General features: G+C 40.3%; 16 protein-coding genes. 12 read left to right on the forward strand and 4 right to left on the reverse strand.

The window, feature by feature from the left end; genetic code table 11:
- Window positions 1–290: 290 nt before the first annotated feature.
- The 4 genes from ACIQ0H_RS08370 to ACIQ0H_RS08385 all read left to right on the forward strand — a co-directional run bounded on the left by ACIQ0H_RS08370 (window position 291) and on the right by ACIQ0H_RS08385 (window position 5,503).
- The gene (locus ACIQ0H_RS08370; protein ID WP_403413259.1) at window positions 291–1,721 is read left to right on the forward strand and encodes an AcpB/EbpR/MafR family transcriptional regulator; all 1,431 of its coding nucleotides are present in this window, start codon (window positions 291–293) and stop codon (window positions 1,719–1,721) included.
- Between the two features lie 430 nt (window positions 1,722–2,151).
- A complete protein-coding gene (deoD, locus tag ACIQ0H_RS08375; protein WP_403413261.1) occupies window positions 2,152–2,859 on the forward strand; it encodes a purine-nucleoside phosphorylase in 708 nt (235 codons plus the stop codon).
- A 45-nt stretch (window positions 2,860–2,904) separates the two neighbouring features.
- Complete coding sequence (locus ACIQ0H_RS08380; RefSeq protein WP_403413263.1) at window positions 2,905–4,200, forward strand: purine/pyrimidine permease; 1,296 nt, start codon at window positions 2,905–2,907, stop codon at window positions 4,198–4,200.
- A 121-nt stretch (window positions 4,201–4,321) separates the two neighbouring features.
- Window positions 4,322–5,503: a NupC/NupG family nucleoside CNT transporter gene (locus tag ACIQ0H_RS08385; RefSeq protein WP_403413265.1), complete on the forward strand. Its 1,182-nt coding sequence runs from the start codon at window positions 4,322–4,324 to the stop codon at window positions 5,501–5,503.
- A gap of 378 nt (window positions 5,504–5,881) precedes the next feature.
- Here ACIQ0H_RS08385 and ACIQ0H_RS08390 read toward each other — a convergent pair whose 3' ends face one another.
- A complete protein-coding gene (locus ACIQ0H_RS08390) occupies window positions 5,882–6,298 on the reverse strand; it encodes a VOC family protein (RefSeq protein WP_403413267.1) in 417 nt (138 codons plus the stop codon).
- 235 nt (window positions 6,299–6,533) lie between these two features.
- Here ACIQ0H_RS08390 and ACIQ0H_RS08395 point away from each other — a divergent pair, with 235 nt between their 5' ends.
- The 3 genes from ACIQ0H_RS08395 to ACIQ0H_RS08405 all read left to right on the forward strand — a co-directional run bounded on the left by ACIQ0H_RS08395 (window position 6,534) and on the right by ACIQ0H_RS08405 (window position 9,560).
- A complete protein-coding gene (locus ACIQ0H_RS08395; RefSeq protein ID WP_403413269.1) occupies window positions 6,534–7,676 on the forward strand; it encodes a hypothetical protein in 1,143 nt (380 codons plus the stop codon).
- A gap of 315 nt (window positions 7,677–7,991) precedes the next feature.
- Window positions 7,992–8,111 (forward strand): putative holin-like toxin, encoded by a 120-nt coding sequence (locus ACIQ0H_RS08400; RefSeq protein WP_403413271.1) that lies wholly within the window; start codon window positions 7,992–7,994, stop codon window positions 8,109–8,111.
- A 273-nt stretch (window positions 8,112–8,384) separates the two neighbouring features.
- Window positions 8,385–9,560: a hypothetical protein gene (locus ACIQ0H_RS08405; RefSeq protein ID WP_403413273.1), complete on the forward strand. Its 1,176-nt coding sequence runs from the start codon at window positions 8,385–8,387 to the stop codon at window positions 9,558–9,560.
- Between the two features lie 232 nt (window positions 9,561–9,792).
- Here the strand turns inward: ACIQ0H_RS08405 and ACIQ0H_RS08410 are convergent, their stop codons facing one another.
- A complete protein-coding gene (locus ACIQ0H_RS08410) occupies window positions 9,793–11,847 on the reverse strand; it encodes a LamG-like jellyroll fold domain-containing protein (protein WP_403413275.1) in 2,055 nt (684 codons plus the stop codon).
- Between the two features lie 244 nt (window positions 11,848–12,091).
- On the opposite strand from ACIQ0H_RS08410, the gene ACIQ0H_RS08415 reads away from it, so the two are divergent.
- The 5 genes from ACIQ0H_RS08415 (at window position 12,092) to ACIQ0H_RS08435 (ending at window position 24,587) form a co-directional block, all read left to right on the forward strand.
- The gene (locus ACIQ0H_RS08415; protein ID WP_403413276.1) at window positions 12,092–14,401 is read left to right on the forward strand and encodes a hypothetical protein; all 2,310 of its coding nucleotides are present in this window, start codon (window positions 12,092–12,094) and stop codon (window positions 14,399–14,401) included.
- Window positions 14,402–14,695: 294 nt separating this feature from the next.
- Window positions 14,696–15,046 carry an META domain-containing protein gene (locus ACIQ0H_RS08420; RefSeq protein ID WP_403413278.1) on the forward strand — a complete coding sequence of 117 codons (351 nt, stop codon included), beginning with the start codon at window positions 14,696–14,698 and terminating at the stop codon, window positions 15,044–15,046.
- 199 nt (window positions 15,047–15,245) lie between these two features.
- Window positions 15,246–16,103, forward strand: a complete 858-nt coding sequence (locus ACIQ0H_RS08425; RefSeq protein WP_403413280.1) for a PhzF family phenazine biosynthesis protein — start codon at window positions 15,246–15,248, stop codon at window positions 16,101–16,103.
- Window positions 16,104–16,539: 436 nt separating this feature from the next.
- Window positions 16,540–19,611 carry a 5'-nucleotidase C-terminal domain-containing protein gene (locus ACIQ0H_RS08430; protein ID WP_403413465.1) on the forward strand — a complete coding sequence of 1,024 codons (3,072 nt, stop codon included), beginning with the start codon at window positions 16,540–16,542 and terminating at the stop codon, window positions 19,609–19,611.
- Window positions 19,612–20,060: 449 nt separating this feature from the next.
- Window positions 20,061–24,587, forward strand: a complete 4,527-nt coding sequence (locus ACIQ0H_RS08435; protein WP_403413282.1) for an endonuclease — start codon at window positions 20,061–20,063, stop codon at window positions 24,585–24,587.
- A gap of 228 nt (window positions 24,588–24,815) precedes the next feature.
- Here ACIQ0H_RS08435 and ACIQ0H_RS08440 read toward each other — a convergent pair whose 3' ends face one another.
- Window positions 24,816–25,121, reverse strand: coding sequence for a hypothetical protein (locus ACIQ0H_RS08440; RefSeq protein ID WP_403413284.1), 306 nt, complete (start codon window positions 25,119–25,121; stop codon window positions 24,816–24,818).
- 116 nt (window positions 25,122–25,237) lie between these two features.
- Window positions 25,238–26,149, reverse strand: coding sequence for an Rpn family recombination-promoting nuclease/putative transposase (locus ACIQ0H_RS08445; RefSeq protein ID WP_403413286.1), 912 nt, complete (start codon window positions 26,147–26,149; stop codon window positions 25,238–25,240).
- Window positions 26,150–26,267 lie beyond the last annotated feature (118 nt).

Raw genomic sequence — 26,267 nt, forward strand, 5'->3', positions numbered from 1 at the left:
TAAAGAATGCTATTGATTTTCTTATTGAGTGATGGAGTTAATTACTTCCATGAACGAGTGTTTTGTTAACTTTCCCTCAGTAGAACAAAGGGATCAATACTCGTGTAACCGTCAAGTTATCTTACAAAACACAGTGATCCCTAGCAAGCCAGCTACAGCGACAATTCAGGGAAGGATGGACTTTAAACAACTGGATAACTACCACATAAGGCAGTCCCGATATGTATACTTACATATAGAGATGCCTTTTTTCTATGGCGATAAATAGTTCACGAGGGAAGGGTGAGAAGATGGATAAGGCCTTTACATTAGCGAGCGGTTTGTTAATGTTGCTGGATACAGAGCAAAGATGGTTTACGTTAGCCGAGATTGAAAAAAAGTTGAGGATTTCAGATAAAACAATACGAAAAATAGTTGAAGAAATAAGCAAAGAATTACCACCGGACATTACCATTGAAGTTTCAAGAGGAAAGGGGATTTTTCTTAGGCGTGATGGGCGTGGCCAAACGGTAAGTGAAGTGATTGCTGTCATGTTCAGACAAACTACTTTTTATCGGCTTATGCATATGTTGTTTACGAATGCGGGTCAGCAATCAGTAGAAGAACTAGCCGAAGCGATGTTTATGAGCACTTCGTCTTTGAAAAAACTGATCATTCAATTGAACAATCATGATTTGAAGCCCTACAATTTACGTATTACACATGCTTCACCGACCCTAAAAGGGAATGAACTTCATATTCGCTACTTCTATTGGAAGCTATATGGAGATGCGTACGAATTTAGAGGATGGCCTTTTACGAAAATCGATTTTACGTTCATCAACCAATTAATCACAACGATAGAAGACGAAAAGAATATTGTTTTCTTTATCAATACGAAAAGGCGATTAGCATTTTTAGTGGCGATTGTTGTTGAGCGCGTGAACAAAGGAAGGCATGTGAAAATCACGGAAAGTAATTATCCTTGGGAACAAGGTATTTTTCATCTACCGATCAAGGGTTTTACCAAAAGCCTTGCACCAATAATGTCAGTTGAATGGCCAAAAAATGAACTGTTCTTTTTGCAAGCGATGTTTAGTCTTAGCCAGTATAACAATTACGAGGAATCTGAAATAGAAACCGTGCAAGAAGTACAACGGCAGCAAGAGGAATATGAAATGGCCGATCAGCTTTTACGTTTAGTGATCGAGCGTTACCCACATGTGGATTTGACAGAACGCTTCTACTCGGAAATATACGAGTTCTTCGACAAACTATTCATCGATAATGCGATACCTGAATGGATGTCGATTTCACAAAATAATTTAACTGGGTATGTTCAACGAGAATGTAGCCAGATGTATCCTGAGGTGAAAGCCTGTATGGAAAAGTGGAATACCATTTACCCTGCGATTACATATAATGAATCTCATTTAACGAGACTTACGCTATTAGTCAGTGCAAGTTTACGATATAAAAGTAAAAAAGCCTTTTTAGTCATCGGAGAAGAATTTTCGATTCGCCATTATGTCGCGAAGCTCATTAAGAAAGAAATCGGTGACGAATTGATGATTAATACATCCATTATGAAGGGGCTAACGGACGAAATCGTGAAGCAACATGACATTGATTTTGTGATCAGTAATTTCCCGATTGCCTTAAAGGTTGTGCCTGTCGTTATGATTTCCACGATTCCAACGAACAAAGATTTAGATAATATTCGAAAAGAATTGCTGATGTGAATCGATTTCATAATTACCCATTCCGTTTAAAAACTCGAACGGTTATAGGGTTATTCATTTAATCAGTCGTCAATATTACCTACTACTTTCGTTGATTGGAGCGTAAGGCGGCGACTCCAGCGGGAACAGCGCGAGCTGAAGCCGTGCCCGCGGAAAGCGTCCGCCTGAAGCGAAAATCAACCTTGTTCGGATATTAAGTCTAATATCTCTAATATGAAATTGATTCATTATAAAGGTGGTCAATTAATTCCCCTATGCAACGTAACATTTTGGGCTAGTTTGTGAGAAGGGAAAACTCTATGCTCTAAGTAGCTTCTTAAACAAATACAGCAGTCCACTTTAATGGAGTGCTGTTTTCTTTCAGGGATAAATGAAAACGGTTTCTTCGGAAAACGTAAGGTTTAATTGCAGAATAGAAGGAGGAAAAAATTTGAGTAGACACTTAGCGGCAGAAAAGGGCCAAATTGCAGAACGCGTATTGCTTCCGGGGGATCCTATGCGCGCAAAATTTGTTGCAGAACAATTCTTAGATGAGGCTTTTTGTTATAACGAAGTACGTGGTATGTATGGCTATACGGGGTTGTACAAAGGGGTACCGGTTTCTGTTCAAGGGACAGGGATGGGAAATCCGACGATGAGTATTTATGGCACTGAATTGATCAACGATTATGGTGCGAAGAAATTGATACGGATCGGTACATGCGGTGCGATGCAAAAAGAAGTAAATGTCCGGGATATTGTATTAGCGCAAGCGGTTTCTTCAGATAGTAATTTGACCGATAAAATTTTTAACGGTTGCAATTACGCACCAGTAGCGGATTTTTCATTGCTCATGAAAGCGTATGAGGAAGCACAGAAGAAAAAGGCCAAAGTGTTTGTTGGCAACATTTACAATTCGGATGAGTTTTACCGTGAAACGTTAGATCGATTACATAAATTTATGGACTTTGGTGTACTAGCAGTTGAAATGGAAACTACGGCACTTTATACGTTAGCGGCTAAATATGGTGTACAAGCATTGTCTATCTTAACGGTCGGCAGTCAATTGTTAACAAATGAGCACTCGACGCATCAAGAAAGTGAGCAATCGTTTGGCCAAATGGTAGAAATTGCTCTGAATACGGCGATTGCTGATTAATTGGGCCCGGCTTGTAAACGAGTTAGGAAAGAAAGTGGGTAAGCAATGAGAGTAGTGCTGTCCGGACTACAATGGATGATGTTCATGATTGCTGGTGCCATTGCAGCACCCATCGCGATTGCGGATGTCTATCATTTAACGCCAATTGAAACTGCCGAACTTATCCAGAGCACGATTATTGCGTTAGGGATTGCAGGTTTTTTACAAGGAATCATTGGCCATAAGTTACCGATTCATGAAGGACCGGCTGGTTTATGGTGGAGTATTTTCACCATTTACGCAAGTTTGGTAGGGGTATTATATACGTCAAATATCGACGCCTTGCAAGCATTAAGTGGTGGCATGCTAATAAGTGGTGTGTTATTTATTTTACTGTCGGCCTTCAAGTTGATGGATAAAATCGCTAAGTTATTTACGCCGACTGTCACGTTTATTTATTTACTGTTATTAATATTGCAGTTAAGTGGTTCATTTATGAAAGGGATGATGGGGATTACATCCAGCCAACCGACGTTGGATGTTCGCGTTTTTTTACTTAGCGTGCTTGTCGTTTGTATGGCCTTTTGGTTAGGGAATAGCCGTATTAAATTCCTACAACGATTTTCGGTCATGATTAGTATTTTGATTGGTTGGGTATTGTTTGCGATTGTAGGCAATGCACCGTCGATTGCACAAGCCGATACGCTAGTTCAATTACCGAAACTGTTCCCGTTTGGCATTCCTCAGTTTGACGCGGGAACCATTACAACGGCTTGTTTATTGACGTTGTTATTAATCACCAATGTGATCGCATCCATCCGTTTGATGGAATCTGTTATGTCAGAAAAACAACCGATTGATGGGCGGCGTTATGTACGTGCAGGATTCACTTCAGGGATCAATCAATGTCTGTCCGGTATTCTAGGGGCAGTTGGTTCAGTACCGATTTCAGGCGCAGCAGGATTTGTTGAACAAACGGGTATACGGGAACGTCGTTCATTTTTAATCGGATGCGGCTTGGTCATTGGTCTTTCCTTACTCCCGCCGATTATGAATGTCATCGCAGCTATTCCAGCTCCTATAGGTTACGCTGTCACATTCGTTATTTTTGTCAAAATGGTTGGATTAGCTTTTAAAGAATTAAAAAAAGTGATGCATGAAGAACGGACGTTTATCGTTAGTGGAATTTCTCTTTTAGTAGGTGTGGGTTTAATGTTTGTTCCGCCATCCGCTACGATGCATTTATCGCCAGTCATGATTGCAATTTTTAACAATGGGTTAATATGTGGAAGTGTTTTGGCGATTTTGTTAGAACAGAGTTTACTATGGAAAGAAAGACGTGAGGCGAAGTTGATGCACTGAATCTTGTAGTAGAGATGATTGTGCATCTTCTTTTCAAATATGAACCTTTTTCAGGATTAATAGATTGAATATTCGTATTTTATTAGGTGTTCTTTTACAAAACACTTTGGGGGAATGAATAATGCATTATGTAATTTCGATTGTGGGTTTGCTACTCGTTTTAGTCATGGCATGGCTGGCCAGTAATGATAAGAAAAAGATTAAACTTCGTCCGATTGTTGTCATGATTGTTCTTCAAATGGTTTTAGGAATCATTTTGCTGAAGACGAGCGTAGGGGAATTTCTAATTGGCGGTTTCGCTGGTAGTTTTGCAAATTTACTAGGGTATGCCAATGAGGGGATTGATTTCATTTTCGGAGGCATGGCGAATGAAGGTGCCCATACATTTTTCTTGTATGTTTTGATGCCAATTGTTTTCATGTCGGCGATTATAGGGATTTTACAACATTTTAAAATTTTGCCGTTTATCATAAGTTACATTGGTTTGGTGCTTAGTAAAATAAATGGCATGGGGAAATTAGAGTCTTATAATGCAGTTGCTGCGGCAATCGTAGGGCAAAATGAAGTGTTCATTTCGGTGAAAGATCAGCTTGGTTTATTGCCTAAACATCGTTTGTATACATTATGCGCCTCTGCAATGTCGACGGTGTCGATGTCGATTGTTGGGTCCTATATGACGATGTTAGAGCCTCGCTATGTAGTGGCTGCTTTAGTATTAAACTTATTCGGTGGGTTTATCATTGCTTCTATTATTAATCCGTATGAGGTAAAACCGGAAGAGGATATTATTGAAGTGAAGCAAGAAGAAAAACAAACGTTTTTTGAAATGCTTGGCGAATATATTATGGACGGCTTTAAAGTAGCTGTCGTCGTCGGGGTTATGCTAGTCGGTTTTGTAGGGTTAATTGCTTTAATAAATGGGCTTTTTGATGGCGTATTCGGTATTACGTTCCAAGGAATTTTAGGATATGTCTTTGCACCAATTGCTTTTGTCATGGGTGTACCTTGGCATGAAGCGGTACAAGCGGGTAGTATAATGGCGACAAAACTGGTTGCAAACGAGTTTGTTGCGATGCTTGATTTTGTGAATGTACAAGAAGGTTTGAGTGATCGGACGACAGCTATTGTATCCGTGTTCCTTATTTCGTTTGCGAACTTTGGATCGATTGGTACAATCGTAGGTGCGGTAAAAGGGTTAAATGAAAAACAAGGGAATGTTGTTGCACGTTTCGGGTTGAAATTATTGTACGGTGCAACGCTTGTCAGTGTTTTATCGGCTATTGTTATCGGGCTTGTGTTTTAATGTGCAAATAGGCGATTGTGGTCCGAGGTTTATATGAAGAAAAAGAACTGCCCCGTAAATGGTAGACGCCTACTAACATTTACGGGGTTTTTATGTCTACATATAAGGCGGAACCCGAATTTATCTCCGTATCGATGTTGCCGAAAAAAGCTAACTATAAATGTGGAATGAAAGAATCCTATCTACAACGCTTGGCGCTTAAGGAAGGATTGAACTGCATCCTTCCCCGGATGCCTCCCGCGATAAGCCTGCTAGAAAACCACTAGCAGGCTTATCGCTTCGGCTACCCCAGTAAGGCGCCTTCGCTGAAGATTAGGTGAGAACCATAAGTTCAACATATATAACTACTTTTTTTGTTTTAGAATCTTGCCACTTATGTTAGTTAGTCTTCATCTTGCTCAGGTCCATATAGAGTACATTCCATCGATGGCCATCCAAATCAGCAAAACCGCAGCCATACATCCATCCTTGCTGTTCTTCCGGCTCACCAAAGATTGTACCACCTGCCTCTACTGCCTTCTTGGCCATTTCATCTACTTCTTCCCTGCTCTCCGCGTCAATGGAGAACAATACCTCAGTAGATTGCCTAGTGTCTGTAATTTCATTCCTTGTAAACATTTTGAAAGTTGGCTCCGTAAAAAGCATTATGACAACATTCTTATCTCCGATAAAAAATCCTGCCGAGTCATCTTGATTGCCATGTTCGGTATTATGAGAAAATCCAAGTTTCGTGAAAAACGCTCTTGATTTTTTGATGTCTTTCACCGGCAAGTTAATCCAAATTTGTTTAGTCAAAATCATTTCCTCCCTTTCATGAATCCTTCTTGTGCAAACGGTTTTGACTTCATCTCCGACGCATTCACTTACCAAGTTAGGTCGAATGATAGTATGTCCAAAAGGAATAGATACACTCCTTAATTTTTTTAGTTCCTAAGCAGAACAACTACCACTTTTTAAGCAGGTACATAGTTTCCTAACTAGTTAGACAAGTGTTACTATTATTATATGATAAATGGGAAGGGTGAGTTTGATGGGAGAATTAGAACGCGGGGTTTTAATCGATGTACATGGGGAGTCTTTCAATACATGGAAGCATGCTGATTTAATTGAAGGGCTGTTGCTACATGAGAAAATCGGAATTGCTACAACGAAACATAGTATTGGCTCCACAATCGTGGATTTAATGGGATCTGTGGGGGAACAAACTTTATTGAAGTTAATGGATCAGCAATTATTGGAGTTTGTCATAGATGATAGTGTGTATAGATTAAGTGGGATAGATAGAAATGGGATGAAAATAGGGATACCTTTACTTGTTGGTGATCCGGAATTGGGCAATGAAGAGAAGGATGTTGAACAAGTCATTCATGAGAAAGTCGATCCTCATCTGCGATCGACTATTTCTAAGTATGTGGACAATCATTCGCAAGAAGTATCCGTGGGTAACTTGCAGTCAGGTTTTTACATTGGAACGATTGTGAATGATTTAAATAACAGGGTATTGTTTACGCTGTTTATCAAGAAGAAAAACCCACGATTTGAATTAGCGCAACTGCCGATTTATCAAGTCTATCAAGATGGTGGAGGAAATCTGTATGTTGAGGTAGAAAGTGTGGGTCAGGATGTTCAACAAGTGTTTTATTCTTTGTTGCACCTTTTCACGTTAGATTGTCTAAGGGCGGTTTGCTTTACCTATGTATCAACCCGTACAAATGCAACGTGTCTGGTCGGCAATAGGAGTACGCAGGATCTTCTGGAATCTAAATTTATAGAGATGAATGTTGTGAATAAACAACTAGCTAGAATAATTGCGCTAGATAATCTGCCGGATATGGCAACAATGGTACTGAATGGGTACATAGATGTTGATAAGGCTATCTCTTTACGGAAGAAATCAGCTCCGTTGAGGGATTTTATTTCAAATCTAGATACGGTAGATCCACGGGAAATGAGTAGTTTGTATGTGGATGCGATTCAAGATCATGGAACGACGCTAGATAACAAGTTATTAAAAAGGGCGCGTTTTATTGTCCCGACGACTGTTGGGCTTATGGAGCCAGCCAGTGGCGTAGCGCTAGGGATAGTGGATTATTCATTGGGTTGTATTTTGGAGAACAATCAAGCGAGTGTTCGCTTGAAGGATCTGATTAGGATTCCGGTGCAGAACGGGTAGGTTGAGTAGGGGCGATTTAATCGCTTGATTCCTAATGATTTTTTCTAATCAAGGAGCAGGCCAGACTTATCGTTGTGCTATTTGGCACGGACATGCTATTTTCAGCCAAAGAAAAAAAGGTGTCGCCTTTTATCAAGAAGTGGATTGTTTTTCATGTTTTATTATTCATTTGAAGATAGCTCGGTCAGGACTTTTGGATCGAATAACATAACTAGTGAAATGTCCCTATTATGATGCGATTGTGCTAAAATAAGAACAGCAGTTGCATAAAGCGGATGGGCGGTTGACACTCCCTTGAGAAAGGGGGTGTTATAGATGATGGTAACTTTCGAAGCTATGAATATGCTGTTTCAATTCGGTATATTCCTTGCCACAACATTAACAGCGGTTGTAGCGATAATAGTGGCAATAGTTATCACAAATCAAAAAAAGTAACCGCCCATTACCTTTGCCGAGGAAACAAATGGGGGTTACTTCTTTTTTAGAACACTCTTTTTTGGTACACCTGGTCAGCCGCTCTTCAAGCGGTATGTGACTGCAATCAGCTGGACGTTTCGTCGACGTTCAGCTTTTTTTATTATACGTCTATTATACCATATTCATGCACACAGAATGCAAACAAAGATTTTTCGTCACCATTTTCCACCGTAGCTAAGACCATTTAAGTTCACTTGGGTTTGAATCTTTACCCGAATTATTTATTAAGAAGTGAATTTTATTAATCAACATACTAAGATAGCTGCAGAACAAACAATAGATATGATACTGTCACTAACTAGAAAGATAGGGATAGTGTCTTTGGCTATCACCATATTTTCTACGATATCATTTCTAACAACGTATAGTTTTTTATTTGGTTATTATTTTGGAGGAGAGATTGACAATTCATTTTCCAATTTCGAAATTATTCGGAGGGTTGTCCCATTCCATATAAACACTATTACATTTACTTATTTAATGATTGTATTATCTGTAACTTTAGTTACTTATTTATTGAGTTTTTTATTTAAAAAAGGAATCCTATTTAAAATTGTAGCTCTTTTATTTTTTCTAGTTTTCCATTTTATTTTGACAGTTTATTTCACTAGAGAAATAAAATTTGAGAGTATACTACAATTTAGTGCTATATGGAGTGTAGCGGGGATTATAGGCGGCATGATTTTATGTTTTATACGAGGAATTAGGGCCCCTGGAAAAACCTTTACTGGTGCTTTATTTGGGGCCGTAATCATTATAATTTTCGGGATGTTTTATCCAAGGGGAATCGCTGAAGAATGGTTATTAATATGGGTAAACGTTGTTATATTTGGTTTTGGTACTTTATTTTCAATGGTTCCATTTAAAAAACACCTGAATTTCATCTTCATTTTCCCTTATATTTTTGTTTTGGAAATAGTAATAATTACTCTTACATCATTGAAACTTTTGGATTTTATACAAGGGATAATCGTTCTGTTGATCCCACTCCTGATTAGTATTGTTCTTTCTTATTCATTTAGAAAGAACTTTAAAGGAAATATTACTCAAACCGTAATACCCGAGGAAGAACGTTCTATTAAAAAAACTATTTTAGAGGTAGTTCTTATATTATTGAACCCCAAAACCCATAAGGCAGCATTGACATTCATTATTATAATGTTGTTAATGGCATATGTGATGACTCCTAGGGTGTCAACTGCTACAGCAAAGATTATTAGATCGTTTACTCCACCAAATGAATTTCAATTGGATAAAATAACTGTTAAGGATTTTGAAGGAGGTCAAAAGATTATTCTGGGGATTATTGTTGCTGAACAAGATAATGTTCTTTATATATCGAACGAAAAGAGGGAACTTGAGCAAATTAAGGTTGATAGCTACTATGTCGAGAGGGTGAATAATTAACTTTATTACCATCCGGCTATGTCATTGATATGCGAAGGGGCGATAAGTGTCTTCGATACGATTCTAAAAATAATGGAGAGTGGTGTAGTGCAAGGATTTACCACATTATTTAACTCGCCTTACGACTTTCTAGAAAAGCACCAGTAAAAAGCCAACAAGCCTTCTCGTCCAAAAGCAAAAAAACAGGTACCACTTCTTTCCTAGAAGAAGGGTACCTGTTTTTCATGTTTTATTATTTATTCAAAAACAGCCCCTCTGGAACTTTCGCATCCCAGTATTCCGGAATATCCAGACGTAGTGCACGGGCGATAACAGCAGCGGTATCCATGTTTTCTACATCAGACAACACAGTGCCAGGTGCGATGGAACCACCTTTAGCGGCCCAGAAAATGTTCCGTTCTTGCGGCGTATTTCCGCCGTGACCCGTACCATTTCCACCATGATCCGTTGTGATGATAATGAGTGTATCTTCCGTCAGCCCTTCATCTTCTAGAGCTTGGACAATTTGCCCGACATGTTGATCGGCTTTTCCTAATGCTTCATACCATTTTGCACCACCGTAGCCAGAGTTGTGACCAGCACCGTCTACTTCATCTAAATGGACAAAAATGTTGTGGCTGTCTTTACCTTGTGATTTGATATAATCCACTGTATTTTGTGTCGTAATCGTATCGTTACTGCCGTTTGCTTTATAAGCACCTGCAGAATCTTCAATGATGCCTTTGTTGATAGGCGACCATGTTGTGAAGGAAGCTTGATTGAACATAGGACGCTCTTGTTTCAGTAATTTCATGTAAGAAGGATACGGGTTATTTTCAGGGTAAGGATTATCTACATTTCCGTTATGTAGACCGTGTTTGGAAGGATCGACGCCATGGTGCATGGATCCCCAGTTTTGTCCGCTAATCGTTGGCAGCATGGCTTGTGCTTCGTAAGTACCAGCACCTTCGCTGATTAGCTTTTGTATATGTGTTGCATTGGCTTGTGGATCTTTTACGCCAACTCCAGCACCATCAATGCCGATGAAGACAACGCGCTTGTAGAGAAAGTCTTTCATGTAAGGTGCTAATTTTACTTCCATAATTCCGCGGTCGGCGCGATCTACTACTTTATCGCCATTTAAATCCGCGCTTTGTGCACGTTCCCAATGCTTGTCGCCTTCACGAGTATTGAGGTTTTTCAGGATGAAAAGAAGATCGTCTTTTGTAATCAATCCATCCGCATCCACATCGATAGAGTTAGAGACTTGCACAGTAACGGATGCTTCTTTACCACCATCAACGGTTTTAGCTGTGATTGTTGCGTCGCCAGGCTTACCGGCTAAAACAGTGGGACGACCATTGACCATTTCTACCTTCGCCACTGTTTCATCACTTGAGCTCCACTCGATCCCTTTGTCCGTCGCATCCATTGGAGAAACGGTTACTGTCAGCGGCATAGGCGCACCAGCTTTTAGGTTCAGTTCAGTCTGATCCAATGAAATGGATTCTACGAGTGTAGGTGGTAGTAGAGGAGCGCTCTCGTACATCTCGCGAACTTCCGTTTCGTTCAAGGCCTTTTGATAGATTTGCAGTTCATCCAGCTTTGCGGTTAACGTAGATCCGTATACGCCTGTCCCATCCGTCCCGATTTTAGTCGTATAAGGGGAGTCAAGCGTGCCTTTCAAACCAGAGATATCGATGGATTTCACGAGGCTACCGTCTTTATAAAAGTCGGCGTTGCCATCGCGGTCATGTGACACGGCGATATGATGCCATTGACTATCCGCGACATTGGGAATCGTAGTATCCAATCGCGTGCTGCCTGTTGTTTTGAAGTTCCAAAGAAGATTCCCTCCACCATTCAAGCCGACAATCCATCCCGGGTTGCTGCCAGAATTCCAGCTTTTATTGGAAATGATGGCTGGGTCACCGTTGATCTTATCTGATTTAATCCAGAAGGCGACGGTGAAATCAGTGCTTTCACCGAAACGGAATTCACTGCGATCACCTAAATCGACATACTGCCCTTTAGTTTCGAAATTAATAGCTTGTCCAATCCGTCCATTGCTATATGATGGATTGCCGTGAACCTTAGTAGAAACGGCACTTGAAGAGCTATCGTCCGCATTGTCTTCGAAATTCAAGTCTAGAACGGCATCGGTTTGGCTTTCGTTACAAGAAAATACATCGTAAGACATGCTGCTAGCCATGACATTATAAGGGCCGTCTGCACTCGTTACCGCAAACGACATTGCCAGCGTTAGTGTTGTACCCGCTAATACTTTTGTTAATAGGTTAGACTTCATAAATTTCCCCTCCAGGTTCAAATGTTCTTACATGCCAATTATAGGCAGGGAATGTAAATATATTACTAGATTTATGTAAAATTTCAATAAATATCGGGTATGACGTTTGTTTATGGTTATGAAATCTATTCATCTACTGGGTGTAAATGGATATATATTATGCTACAATAGTTGGGGGTTTATGGGTAATTTGGTACCGTATTCTATGGTTTTAGGATAATTGTATAACGATAGGGGGGGTTAGGTGTTTGAATTAATTATAGGAAACTGGAAAATTCTTTTTATAACAGCATTCGTTTGGCTTCTTGTGTCCAGGGGAATTATTCCGATTCTCAGAATGGTTGATAGGAAAATATGGAGGGGGAAGAAAGAGAAGTTTTTAAGGAATTGGTATGTAAGGAATGCGATATTTGTATTCAAGTACCTAGTGTTACTTGGGATGATTGTGGCTTTGATTGACCTGCAAAAGAAGTTTGGGTTTATAAATCTGGGTGAAGAGAAAAATTCGTTGAGCTTGGTCATTGCGATACTGACGATGTACGGTATTTTGTATACATTTATTCAATTTATGACAGGCTATGCCGATCAAAAGGAGAACGATAAACACTGGGGAGAAAGTACAATCGTGTTTCCACTTACACGGAATTCGGAATTCGTCTTTTTTCATTCACGTCACTTTAAGTTCCTGTTATTATACTGTGCTGTTTTTCCGTTAGTTAACTTGGATGGAATTTCGCTGACTGGGGGTCTTATGCAAGCACTTTGGGTAGTGTCTATGACTATCGTGTATGTGCTTTATCTTTTTCTATTTACAAAAAGCTTGTTTATCATGAAACATGTTTTTTCTATGCAGAAAAGTCCTGACATGCGAACAAAAAGGAAAATTGAAAGAGAAAAGCTTGAGGAATATGAGATTTTGTTTGAGTATTCTTATCGAGAGAAAAATGATTATTTTGTGGATGTATTATTCAAGGACGTCATGTCGATAGGAGATTCGGAAAGAAAAGACATGTTTAAGGATGTATTCACCGAAACATTGTGTTCTTTTAGCGAAATACAATATGAGAAAATCGATAGGCAGAGAAACCGAAACCCTACAAAGAGTAAAGAGACAAATGGTGAATCTTATAGCTTGTTTCGTAGGTTTTCACGTTTATATGTAAGTGAGAACCTGAAAAAACTTGATTTAAATTTTGATGAATTGCTTTCGATGTATCGATTAACTGAAAAGGTTCTTTACAATGAGGTTGATTTGGAAACGAATGGCGATCACAGCAAGCTTATGATTCGGCTCGTTGACATGTATACAAATGGACAAGGTTATTTTGAAGAGTGTACATACTATCAAGTTCCACAAGTTATTTGGGATCAAGTGCAGTCAAATGCCGATGTGTTGGCGTTACATAGTTTCGTGGAGACTAAAGAGGCTAGCAGAATTGATCATGAAGTATTAAATGAGGAAGCAAAAAGTCGACTGGAGTTATTGGTTCAAAGTGAAAATAAATATATCTGGAAGTTGCTGGACCAATCTAAGGAGTACCTTGAAGAGTTTAAAAGAGGTCGTTATTTATTTAACCAACGTAGTCATGAGTCCGTAAAAAATAATATTTACAAGTATATTTTAAGCTTGGAATTCACGGATGAAAATAAAGCATACATTGAAGTACTGATGGATGTTTTAGACTATAAGTATAGGGTAGCAATTGTTTTTTATATCATGTTATATCCTAGTGAAACTGATTTTATAAAGAAACAGCAGGACATTTTGTTTTTCCGATATCTGTTGAATAAGTTTAATGGGAATCAGCAAATTAGTGATTCGGAAGTTAAGGAGTTTGTCCTTCGGAAAATCGGGAATAGTACAAGTCACCACAGAATTGACCAAGATTTGCTAGAGTGGATTTTTGATAACTTGGAAACCCGTTCGACGGATGTCCGATTGATTCAAACATGTTTAGATTGGCACGACTTTTCATATGCCAAATTGTTAATGTTTAAGTTTATTTTTAATGAAAATCTTTACTGTTATCCAGATTTTTCGGAGCTTGCGAATGCAGATGTAGAACAATTTCCAAAGAGAGACTGGAGGGTCGCATGTTTAAAGGACATGCTGCAGACACCGTCTTTGTTGAAGGAAGAGTTTTACTGGAAGCATGCTATGAAATTAGCGGAACACGTTCGCAAAACGTCTACACCTGTTGATTTTTATAGTGAAGATGACTTTAGATTATATTGTATGGACCTATTCTTTGAGATGTCGGAAGTGCAATTTCTGAAGTTACTTCAGGAGACTAGATATTTAAGAAGGGGCATTATCGAGTTTTTGGTATTGAAACTGGATAAGGCTGCCTACGACTATTTGATAACCAATGATTGGTTATCAAAAGAGTTTGCACGAAGGCTTACGCAAATTATATATCAGGAGAACTTGGATATTGAATCTTATGTGAATTATTTAGCTGAAAGGGCAAATGAGGTTCTCGTGGATTCACCTGTTCCGCAACTGAAGAAAGATAAAATCGTTAGGAAACTTACACAGCTTATAATTGAATGAACCAAATTACCTTCCTCGCAATCACGACTTAAGCACCCTATTCCTTTATGCCACTTATAAACGGGGAAAAGGACGGTAGAGCGTATGGGTTTGACGAGTGTAGGTAGGTGTTTTTGAAGCATTTGGTGTAGCAATGTTATTCGACGGGTTTTAAAATAACGATAAAGTCGAGCGCTGCCCGAAGGATTATTTTTAAAAACCCTTGCCCTATAGATTCCTGAATTGTGAAATTTAGTTATGACACAACGTGCTATGAAAGTTATACGTTGAAAAAAGTATTGAGGAGAATAAAAAATGAAAAAAGCGATTTATTTGTTGTTGATGGTTGTTTCAATTATTGGATTAAGTGCTTGTGGGAAAAATGCTCAAGATGATTTACAAGCTCATAGGTGGAATGTTGTATCAACGAATGGTGAAGCTTATACAGCAGAATTTAATAAAAGTACGGTTTCTTTTGCGGCTGGAAGTTTTAGTCGAGGCTTTACATACAAGATTGACAACGGAAAAATTAGTTTAGAGGAAGACGAAAAAGAACCAGTCATTTTCGAGGTGGAAAAGGATGGTAAAGAGTACAAATTCACAGCGGCATCTGATGATGTGAAGAAACAATATGGCGATTTAACGTTATCACCAAGTAAAGAATAATTGGGGACTTCGTTCTCATTACAGATAAAAAAGAGCAGACACACTTGTCTGCTCTTCAGACTGTAGACAAACTATTTTTGGAGAGTTCAGATGCTAAAATATAGTTTGTCTCTTGCTTTATAGCAAATTTATCCAACAACATTTATACGTAGTGCTTTCTATGCTAAAATTTACTATAAGTGAGGAAGGAAGGTGTCTTATGAAAATATCCGTTTATGTTGCGAGTGCATTTAGCAAGGATCATAAAGGCGGAAATAAAGCAGGAGTGGTATTTATTGAGAATACATTGACCACTACTCAAAAAATGGCAATAGCCAAACAACTGGGCTATGCGGAAACCGCATTTATATCAGAATCTGAAATTGCTGATTATAAATTTGAGTATTTTACACCAAAAGAAGAAGTTGATTTATGTGGTCATGCCACAATTGGCTCTTTCGCGATACTGATGCATTTAAATAAACTTTTCAGGAATCGCTATACGATTGAAACGAACAGCGGTGTTCTTACTATTACCATAAAAGATGACATCATATTCATGGAACAAAACAAACCGATATTCTATGATGTTGTATCTCCAAACGAGTTCATCGACTGTTTTGACATTAAAGATATAGACAATAAATACCCAATTCAAATTGTCTCCACGGGCTTAAAAGATATTTTAATTCCTTTAAAAAGCGAAACACAATTACATGCACTGCAACCTAATTTTGAAAAAATTAAAGAAATCAGCAAGTATTATAATGTTGTCGGGATGCATCTATTCACTTTTAATGACTATCGAATTATATGCAGAAATTTTGCTCCACTATACGACATCAATGAAGAAGCAGCGACTGGAACTTCAAACGGTGCATTAGCTTGCTACCTTTATGAACAGCACTACTTGCAAAAAGAAGTCTATGTATTTGAACAAGGTTATTCTTTACACTCGCCTTCCGAAATATTAGTTAAATTAGCAACCAATAGCAAGAATGAAATAGAAAAAGTTTATGTTGGCGGCAAAGGCTATTACTGTGAAACTAAGTGTTTAAATGTAGAAAATATTGAGTGAAAATAAAAAAACGAATAAAAAGGTTGAGAAAATAATTTCTCAACCTCAGACTGTAGACTAAGTATCTGATTATTCGATACTTTTTGCCTATTTCTGTGTTTTAATTCAAAAATAGAGAAAAAAACAAACACATTATTTAATTGAACAATGTGTTTGTCTTCAATCTGAAGAGCAGACACACTTGTCTGCTCTTTTTTATCTGTATGCCGAAAGAAGACAATCACTTCAATAGGGATAAGGGCGTCCCAGTGAAGTTATCTCCAATAAGTAACGCATTCTCTAGTATAAGAAGGATACCATTGCACAAAGCGTCCAACTTCCCCACACAAACTTGTACTAATCCTCTCCCACCCATCATATCTATTAAGAGTAGAAGACTGCTTACTTTTTACAAACAAACAATAACTGAATGACAACATAGGGAGGGGATTGGTTGATGAATTCATATAAGCTTTGGAAAGTGGCGACGGCCAGTGCTGTTGCAATTGGGGCAATTACTGTCGCGGTTCCTTCAGCGGGGGCGTACGGCGAGGTATTTACCGATGTACCTATGAAAAGCTCAGCGTATAAGGAAATCATAAGTTTAGCGGAGAGGGGCATCATCAATGGATTTTCCGATGGTACGTATCGTCCTTCTCAAGCGGTTACGCGCGGTCAAGCTGCAAAGTTGCTCGTCGAACTCTTGGATCTAGATGTAGAAAATGTAAAGGATCCGAAATTCAAAGATGTTCCTCAATCCAACATCTTCTATAAACATATTGCAGCCCTCTCGAACAAAGGAATTATTGGGGGTTATGGAGATGGGAGGTTTGGTGTGAATGATTCATTGACACGAGGGCAGATGGCTAAAATATTGGCGGAGTCTTTTGGCTTTGAGCAAAAGGCGTATCAGCCTAATACATTTTCTGATGTGCAAGTGGATGCGTATTATGCGAAACATGTACAAGGATTAGTCAATCTAAAAGTGACGCTTGGCACAACACCGACAACGTTTTCGCCGAATCAGGTAGTGACGCGTGGGCAGATGGCGCAGTTTTTATATCGCAGTGATGCTGTGAAGTTTGGGAATTATATTGTAGCGGACGTGGAGGCCGTCAAAGATGGGAAGGTCATTACGACGGAAGGAATTTATAACGTGCCTACTCCACTTAAACCATTTTTCAAAGCGGAAAATGACAGGGCGCTGAAGGGGGCATCTCTTACTTTCCGCATTCGCAATGGCTACATATCTAGTGTGGAAGAAATTGAGTTAAAGTCTTCTGGCACCGCAAGTTCAATCGTTGTGTTGGACGGCGGCAATATGTCCATGGACGGTGATGTGCGTGTGCAAGCGGACTACCTTCTCTTGAAAAACTTGGACATGAAAGGAACAGCTGTCATTGCCGATGACTATCGATTGCAAACGAATGCTTCTACGCAATTCGATAATGTGCACATGAATCAGCTACGGGTCATGAAGAAAGGGTCCAACATCGTATTTAAAAATAAGTCGTCTGTTCAACAGATGCAAGTCACTCAAAATACGAGGATTCACACAGAAAGTACAAGTAAAATCAAGTCAATTGAAGTGTCGGACGCCGTAGCTGAACTGGCGGTGAATGGCTTGGTTGACAGCCTCGAAGTCAACACAACGACGCCGTTTACATTGCTGGGCACAGGGACGATCGGCAAAGTCAATGTCCTCAGCAAGTCGAAAGCGACGTTGAATTTCATCGGCAAAATAGGCACTTTACAGCTTTCCAAAAACGCAACCGTCGATATCAATGAAAACACGATCATCGACAATCTACAGCTCCCTTCAGGAATAAAAGCAGAACAGCTAATTGTGAACTTTAAAGCGATCAAATATAACATTAAAGAAATCAATGGCAAGAAAAATCCCGACTACTACAAGCCACAACCACCAAACGAAGAGGAACCAACTAGACCAGCGCCAGTCCCGAAAAAATTCACCTTATCTTTGATGCATTCAAATGACACCCATGCACACCTTGATGATATCGCCAAACGCGTGACGGCTGTGAAGGACGTGCGTGCAAAGAAGCCTTCTGCGTTGTTAATAGATGCCGGTGATGTATTTTCGGGCACGTTGTATTTCAATGAATTTAACGGGTTAGCAGATCTAGAGTTCATGAATTTGATGAATTATGATGTGATGACATTTGGAAACCATGAATTTGATTTGGGCTCCAGTGCGGAAGGTCACCGTGCATTAGCGAACTTTGTGAGAGGGGCAAAATTTTCGTTCGTTAGTGCAAATATCGACTTTTCAAAGGATGGCCATTTTGATGGGTTATTTAGTGATTTAATTTCAAGTAAGCCTAAAGATGGGGAAATTTATAGCGGGATGGTTAAGGTCATTGACGGTGAAAAAGTCGGGCTCTTTGGCCTGACGACGGCGGAAACGGCAACGATTTCAAGCCCAGGCAAAGTGAAGTTCGAGAACTATATTGAGGAAGCGAAAAAAGCAGTGAAGGCGTTTGAAGGTATGGGTGTCAACAAAATTGTGGCGGTTACACATGTTGGCTACGACGATAACCCCGCTTCCGACAATGATTTGGAACTGGCGGCGAGGGTTGAGGGGATCGATGTCATTGTCGGTGGGCATAGCCACACGGCGTTAACGAAACCGGTAGTGGTGACGAAAGATGCCAAGGGGAAAGCGAAAAGTCCGACGGTCATTGTGCAGGCCTATCAATACAATGAATTCCTAGGAACGCTTGACGTTGAGTTCGATAAAAACGGAAGAGTCATTGGGCAGGCGGGGAAGTTAATAAAAATCGCCGATCAAAAGTCGGATCCCGCGGCCACGAAGTTACTAAAAAAGTATAAGAAGAAGATTGACGAAGTGAAAAATAAACCTACTGGGGCAACAGCGAAAAATGCCTTGGACAATCCGCGTTCAAATGGAGATAAAACGAAACCAAGCGTGCGGAGAAATGAGACGCCACTGGGGAACCTCATCACGGACGGCATGCTGGCGAAGGCGAAAATGCACAATAAAGATGTCGTCATGGCGCTCCAAAATGGCGGAGGTATTCGCGCTGGAATGGACAAAGGACCGATCACAGTCGGGGAAGTCATCACGGTTCTCCCCTTTGGCAATACGTTGGCCATCATGGAATTATCGGGTGCAGAACTAAAAGCTGCATTTGAAATCAGCTTCAGGGATTACCCAGGCGAAAATGGAGGCTTCCTGCATGTGTCGGGCGCGCAAGTAACATTTGACTCGTCAAAATCGGTTGGCAAACGTGTTGTTTCCATCGCCTATAACAATGGGGATGGAAAGTATACGGAGATTCAAGATGCCAAGCGATATATCATTGCGACCAATGCGTTCACAGCGAAAGGCGGCGATGACTATACCGTCTTCAAAAAAGCATATGAAGAGGGACGTGTTACGGATCTTGGCCTTTCGGATTGGGAGAACTTGCGGGATCATGTTGCGAAGTTAGGTGAGGTGGATCCAGAAATCGAAGGACGTATTGTGAATGTAGTAGGACAATAGGTTTATGAATGCGGCTGGGATGTTTACCATTCCAGCTGTATTTTTTACCGTATTCGCCAAGGTATCTCAAAATGTGACATTTTAATCCAGTTAAATACACAAAACTACAAGAGTCGATAGTAGGAAAAGTGTAGACGATACTTTAGTAATATTTACAATAAATTAATGTTGTTGGAATTGTTAACCTATTTAGTGAGTGATACTATGAGTATAGGCTTATGTTTTACATACTATGAACCTAGTAAGGGGTGGTTTATTCAACGATAAATAGGGTAAAGGTTTCGTATGTTGGTTGTAACGACAGGTTTTGCAGTAAAATCCGCAACGATATACCCATTTTATGACTATCGGTGGGAATTCCTACCAAAGAAGTTGTTGGAAAGGATTTTTCCAGAGTTCTCGCACGGTTACACGACTAAAATGACGCTGTTAAAAGGAGAATCGACGACATGTATAAAGGCAAATGGAGAAAAAGTTTGAATACCTTTTTGTCAGCTGGTCTGGTAGCAAGTTTACTACTTCCGGCGATTCCGGCAAATGTAAGAGCTGCCACGACTACAACGGATTTAATTATTTCTGAATATATAGAGGGAAGTAGCTTTAACAAAGCGATTGAACTATACAACGGTACAGGTGCAGCCATCAATTTAAGTGGATACTCACTCGAACTGCATACGAATGGCGCAACGACTGCAGCTAACAAATTGGCTTTGACAGGTACATTGGAAAATGAAGCTACGTTTGTCATCCACCATAAAGATGCCAATGCCGATATAAAAAGCAAAGGGAATCTTGCAAACAGCACGGTCATTAACTTTAATGGTGATGATCCTGTCGTCCTGAGAAAAAATGGCGCGGTTGTCGATTCGATTGGACAAGTTGGTCCGAAGAGTAACTTTGCTGCGGATGTGTCACTTGTACGCAAAAGTTCTGTGACAACAGGCGATACAATTATCGATGATAAATTCGATGCGTCTACAGAGTGGACAGCGCTACCGAAAGACGATTCTTCCAACCTAGGCACACATAAGATGGATGGCTCATCGCCTGGAGAACCTGGAGAGCCGGCAGAATTTATCTCCATTGCTGATGCTCGGGCATTACCGACTGGCGAAACAGTCACTATTAAAGCAATCGTAGCAGCGAACCTGAAAAACACGGTATCTGTTCAAGATGCAACGGGTGGTATCGCAGTACGACCTGCGAATCTAGCTGCAACAGTGGGCGATGAAGTCACACTGACAGGTAAATTGGCAGATTACAATGGCCTCCTCCAATTAGATGGAGCGACAATTGTTAAGAAATCTGCAGATGTAGGCGCACCAGCACCTAAAGCAGTCACGGGCGCGGAAGTAAATGAAGCGAACGAATCCCTTCTGGTTCAGGCTTCAGGAATTACATTAACATCAGTTGACGCGAATAATAACTTTACAGCGACGGACGGGACAACAGAATTTATCGTCCGCGATGAAAATAATACGTTAGGGCTAATCGCTGGCAATCAATACGAATCGATTACGGGGATTGTCCAACAATTTGGCACGGCTTATCAAATCATTCCGCGCTCAGAGCAAGACATTGTTGTAGATAGCTCAATCATGCAACCTGTCACAGCGAATCCAGGCAGCGGAACATTTGTCGGCAGCACGACGGTCACATTGTCCACAAGCACGGCAAATGCCGAAATTCTGTACACATTGGATGGTACGGATCCAATCGAAAACGGTACAACATATGAAACACCAATTAAAATTGCAAAAAATACAACATTGAAAGCAGTCGTAAAATCAGCAGAAGGCGCTTTTAGCGAAGTGAAAACATTCGACTATACGATTACGGATAGTCTTCAAATTCACGATATTCAAGGCGAAGGCCATACCTCTCCATTTGAAGGTAAAACGGTTGAAAACCTTGAAGGAATCGTAACGTACTCCTTCACGCTAAGCGGTTCTACGTACTACCATATCCAAACGCCAGATGCATTAGCCGATAACAATCCGAATACATCTGAAGCGATTCTCCTTTACAGTGGCAATAAAGCTTGGCCTGTTAAAGTGGGAGATTTAGTATCTGTCAGCGGGAAAGTTAGCGAATATGCTATCGATGGCTATGATGACCGCCAAGCAACAGATATGAAAACAACGCAAATCAATATTCGTGAAGACCAAGGTGGGAAAGTAAAAGTTGTGAAGAGTAATGTGGCATTACCAGCCGCATTCATCATTGACGAAAGCAACCTACCAACTGAGCATATTGATAGCGACAATCTAACTGTATTCAACCCAGATGTAGATGCGATTGATTACTGGGAAAGCCTAGAAGGTATGCGTGTCCAAATGGGCAATGTCAAAGCGACAGCCCCTCAGGAAAACGGCGATCTTGTCACGGTTCTTGAAAGTAAGGAAACGAACTCCCTACACGGAGGACTTCTATTAGAAGAGAATAACCAAAATGCGGATCGCATTCAGTTCCGTTTAGAGCCAAATGGTGCTGCGCGTAACTTTGAAGTTGCGACTGGCGACACATTCAAAGGACCGATTACGGGTGTTGTTGGGTATTCATACCAAAACTATAAAATCTACGTTTCTTTGGATGAAATGAAGACTAAACACTCAAAAGGAACGGCAACACCGGAAAAAACAACGATTGTCAAAGCAGAAGACAAGTTAACAATTGCTTCTTACAACTTGGAAAACTTCTCAAATAACAAGAAATCGACAACAGATGATAAAGCAAGAAAACTAGCAAGAGCTTTTGCATCAGACATGCAAAGTCCTGATATTGTTGGTGTAACAGAAGTACAAGACAATAATGGACAAGATGCAGGGGATTCGGATGCATCACAAAGTTATGAAAGATTGATTGCTGAAATCGCTAAAGCAGGCGGTGTGACATATAAGTATGCCAATATTAACCCTGTCAACAATGAAGATGGCGGCGCACCGAATGCAAATATCCGTGTTGGGTTCTTATACAATCCAGAACGTGTCACGTTAACTGAAGGAAGTCCAGCTGGAACTGCGACACAAGCAGTTGGCTATCAAGATGGAAAGCTAACGGTAAACCCTGGACGTATTGATCCGAATAACTCGGCGTTTAACAGCAGCCGTAAACCGTTGGCGGCACAATTTGATTTCCGAGGGGAAAGCGTCATTGTCATTGCCAACCACTGGAATTCAAAAAATGGCGATACACCACTCTTTGGTTCACAGCAACCACCAGTGTACAAGAGTGAAGAGCAACGCCATAAAATTGCCAACATCGTATACGATTTTGTTGAGAATGTAAAATCACAAAACCCTGAGGCGAACGTTGTGTCTCTTGGCGATTTTAACGACTTCCAATTCTCTGAGTCCTTAAAGATTCACGAGGGTAAACTGATGACGAATATGATCAACAAAGTAGAAACAGCTGATCGCTACTCATACGTCTTTGGTGGGAATTCACAAGTATTGGATCACATCTTGGTGTCCAATCACTTAGTGGACAAAACAGAAATTGATATTCTTCATATCAATGCGGACTTTACAGACATGGCAGGTCGTGCAAGTGACCATGACCCTGTATTAGTTCAAATCGATCTAGCAGAAGAAAATGTTGTAGAACCAATTATCCCTAGAAAATTCTACGACTTTAAGAACTACAAAAAGAATTTAGTGACGATTAATGATCCAAGCGTATCCATTACACTGGATGAAGCGTCAGTCATTTCAGAAGGTATTGTCGTGAGAGGGGCTTACGCAGAATTCCATGGTCCTGGCTTTGCGAAGACAAAAGTCATCATCAACGCCCTAAGAGCTGGGACAATTATTGATTTCAAAGGCACGGTTATGAAAAATGTTGTGATCGACAGCACGAAAGTAACAGAAATCAGAGGCGCTGAAAACATTCAAAATATCGAGTTTATCAACGGTGCCAATGCAGCAGACATCGTAATTACAAACTCAAAAGGGAAGCCAATTGGGGTTCCGCCTTACCCAGCTGACAACCAAGCACCAGTCATCAAGAAAGCAATTGCCAATCAAAGCGTTAAAGTTGGAGAAACAATCTCCATTTTATTGACGGATCATTTCTCTGATCCTGACAATGACAAACTGACGTTTACAGCTACAAAAGGAAAAGTGGAAGGGGCTTCACTACAGCTATCGCTTGAAGAAGGAAGCCACATTGTAGGAGTGACTGCGACGGATGGAAAAAAATCCGTTACGGCGAGCTTTACTGTAACTGTAACAGCAGAACCTACTGACCCTGAACCACCTACTGATGACTACTACCAAGATGCGATTGGTAAAACAGGTAAAGCATTAAAAGAAGCGCTACACGAAATCATCGATGACCACACACAGTTGTCATACGATCAAGCGTGGGAAGCACTTCGTGAAACAGACGAAGATCCAACGAATGTCAATAATGTGATTTTGTTTTACTCTGGAGAATCACGTGCGAAAAATCGTAACGGCGGAAATGTCGGCGATTGGAACCGCGAACACACATGGGCAAAATCTCACGGTAACTTTGGAACAAGTAAAGGACCGGGGACAGATATCCATCATTTGCGCCCAACAGACGTCCAAGTTAATAGTGCTCGAGGGAACTTGGATTTTGACAACGGCGGTAGCGCAGTGAAAGGATGCGACGGCTGTAAAAAGTCGGCTAACTCTTTTGAGCCACCTGATCGTGTAAAAGGGGACGTTGCACGAATTCTCTTTTACATGGCTACACGTTATGAACAAGGCGACAAAGTAGACTTGGAACTGAACGAAAAGCTAAACAACGGAAGTGCTCCTTACCATGGGAAATTGAGCACCTTGTTAAAATGGCATTTGCAAGATCCAGTCGATGCGTTTGAAAGAAACCGTAACAACGTCATCCAGAAATGGCAAGGCAACCGAAATCCATTCATCGATCATCCTGAATGGGTCCAATTAATTTGGCAGCAACAAGCGGGTTCTACCAACTATGAAATAGCTTCATAAGTAGGGGGAATCGACAAAAACGCTCTTCAGTCTCTTTTGGGACTGGAGCGTTTTTTGTTTGCTTTATTGTAAAAAAGATACCTATTTGAATTGAACTAAAGAATCTTACCAACAACGCTCGGCTACCCCAGTAAGGCGCCTTCGCTGGAGATTAGGTGGAAATCATAAGTCCAACATATATAGTTCTACTAACAACACGAAATTGTCTTATGGCCGGGTATCTCTACTTTATCGCTCAGCTGACTTGATAATTTCTTGCACTTTTTCAAGTGGGACTTGGGTGAATTGTGCGATGGATTCTGTTGGTAGATTGGCAGCATGCATATTGAGGATAATTTCCTTTTCACTTTCTGCTCTGCCTTTTAATTCCGCATCCTCTAATCGTTGCAACTCGTCCATCAAATGAATCTCTCTAGAGATTGCCATCCTTACAGTCTCGGGATTTTGTCTCAAACGTTCAATCTTGTCAAGGGCTTCTTGTAACCTCAAACTATCCATAGCCAACGCCTTCTTCGTCTTATTACCGCCATTCATGAATGAATGATAGCCAATGCAAAAATTTTTGTGAAACGTGCGAATGACAGTCAGGATTACAATAAACCTAGACCATTTTCGCCTAGGTTTATGTTAATAAGGATGTTTTTCTTCTTTTATTGAACAACTGAATTGATAATCCCCGTCACTTTTTCAAGAGGGGTTTGGGTGAATTGTGCGATGGATTCTGCTGGTACATTGGCAGCATGCATATTGAGGATAATTTCCTTTTTACCCTCTTCTCTACCTTCAACTTTGCCTTCCACTCTGCCTTTTTCAATTCCCCTAAACTCCGCATCCTCTTCCCGTTGCAACTGGTCTTTCAAATGAATCTCCCTAGCGATTGCCATTCTTATCGTCTCCGGATTCTGACTCAACCGTTCAATCTGGGAAAGAGCTTCTTTTAACGTCGAACTTTCCATGGCCAACGCCTCCTTTGTCTTTATATCGCCTTTCATGAATAATAACCATTTTTCCAAGTCATTCGCCTTTGCTAACGATCTAGCTTGTAACTTAGGCAGTTCCAGCACGTGTATTTCTAGATGGGATGAAAAAATCGTACCGTCTTCCGGGTCTATTATTTGAAACATACTATGATAGTGAAATTTTGGCAACAACTTAAAATCAGCAATCACGATTTGAATCGCTTTTCTTAATTCTTTATAGGATTGTCCTTTTTCACTTTGGCTGCCATACATCTTTGCCCAATACAACAGCATTCGTTCTGAAAAAGCCTTATGCCCTTGAAGTTGCATTTCGACATTAACCTGCTCACCATGATTTGTCGTCACACGCAAATCCATCACAAGAGACTTATCCTCTGCATGCACAATCTCAATCGTCGGATCAGTCAACTTAACCGATTCAATCGTATCTCCCAAAATCGACCTCAAAAATTGCAGGAGAAGCCCATTATTTCGCTCGTCCGTAAAAAATGCCTTGAATACAAAATCATTTCGGAGATCCAATAGCCCAGTGCGATAGACATCTTGCTCTTCACGAACCACAGAGACCAACGTATGCACCACCGTTTCTTTTCCCTTTATTATAGAACTTAAGTTCTTATAAATCAATTCATATAACTGACTATTCTTTTAATTTTAGTCTGCATTATGTACCTGGTAGGTGGTTTATTGCGGACGTGTA

This window comes from Sporosarcina sp. NPDC096371 (genome assembly GCF_044762865.1).
GTDB lineage: Bacteria > Bacillota > Bacilli > Bacillales_A > Planococcaceae > Sporosarcina.

Bases quoted from the DNA above. Each gene is read 5' to 3' on its own strand.
- ACIQ0H_RS08370 (WP_403413259.1), top strand. From the start codon at position 291: ATGGATAAGGCCTTTACATTAGCGAGCGGTTTGTTAATGTTGCTGGAT.
- ACIQ0H_RS08380 (WP_403413263.1), top strand. From the start codon at position 2,905: ATGAGAGTAGTGCTGTCCGGACTACAATGGATGATGTTCATGATTGCT.
- ACIQ0H_RS08385 (WP_403413265.1), top strand. From the start codon at position 4,322: ATGCATTATGTAATTTCGATTGTGGGTTTGCTACTCGTTTTAGTCATG.
- ACIQ0H_RS08395 (WP_403413269.1), top strand. From the start codon at position 6,534: ATGGGAGAATTAGAACGCGGGGTTTTAATCGATGTACATGGGGAGTCT.
- ACIQ0H_RS08400 (WP_403413271.1), top strand. From the start codon at position 7,992: ATGATGGTAACTTTCGAAGCTATGAATATGCTGTTTCAATTCGGTATA.
- ACIQ0H_RS08410 (WP_403413275.1), bottom strand. From the start codon at position 11,847: ATGAAGTCTAACCTATTAACAAAAGTATTAGCGGGTACAACACTAACG.
- ACIQ0H_RS08420 (WP_403413278.1), top strand. From the start codon at position 14,696: ATGAAAAAAGCGATTTATTTGTTGTTGATGGTTGTTTCAATTATTGGA.
- ACIQ0H_RS08425 (WP_403413280.1), top strand. From the start codon at position 15,246: ATGAAAATATCCGTTTATGTTGCGAGTGCATTTAGCAAGGATCATAAA.
- ACIQ0H_RS08430 (WP_403413465.1), top strand. From the start codon at position 16,540: ATGAATTCATATAAGCTTTGGAAAGTGGCGACGGCCAGTGCTGTTGCA.
- ACIQ0H_RS08435 (WP_403413282.1), top strand. From the start codon at position 20,061: ATGTATAAAGGCAAATGGAGAAAAAGTTTGAATACCTTTTTGTCAGCT.
- ACIQ0H_RS08440 (WP_403413284.1), bottom strand. From the start codon at position 25,121: ATGAATGGCGGTAATAAGACGAAGAAGGCGTTGGCTATGGATAGTTTG.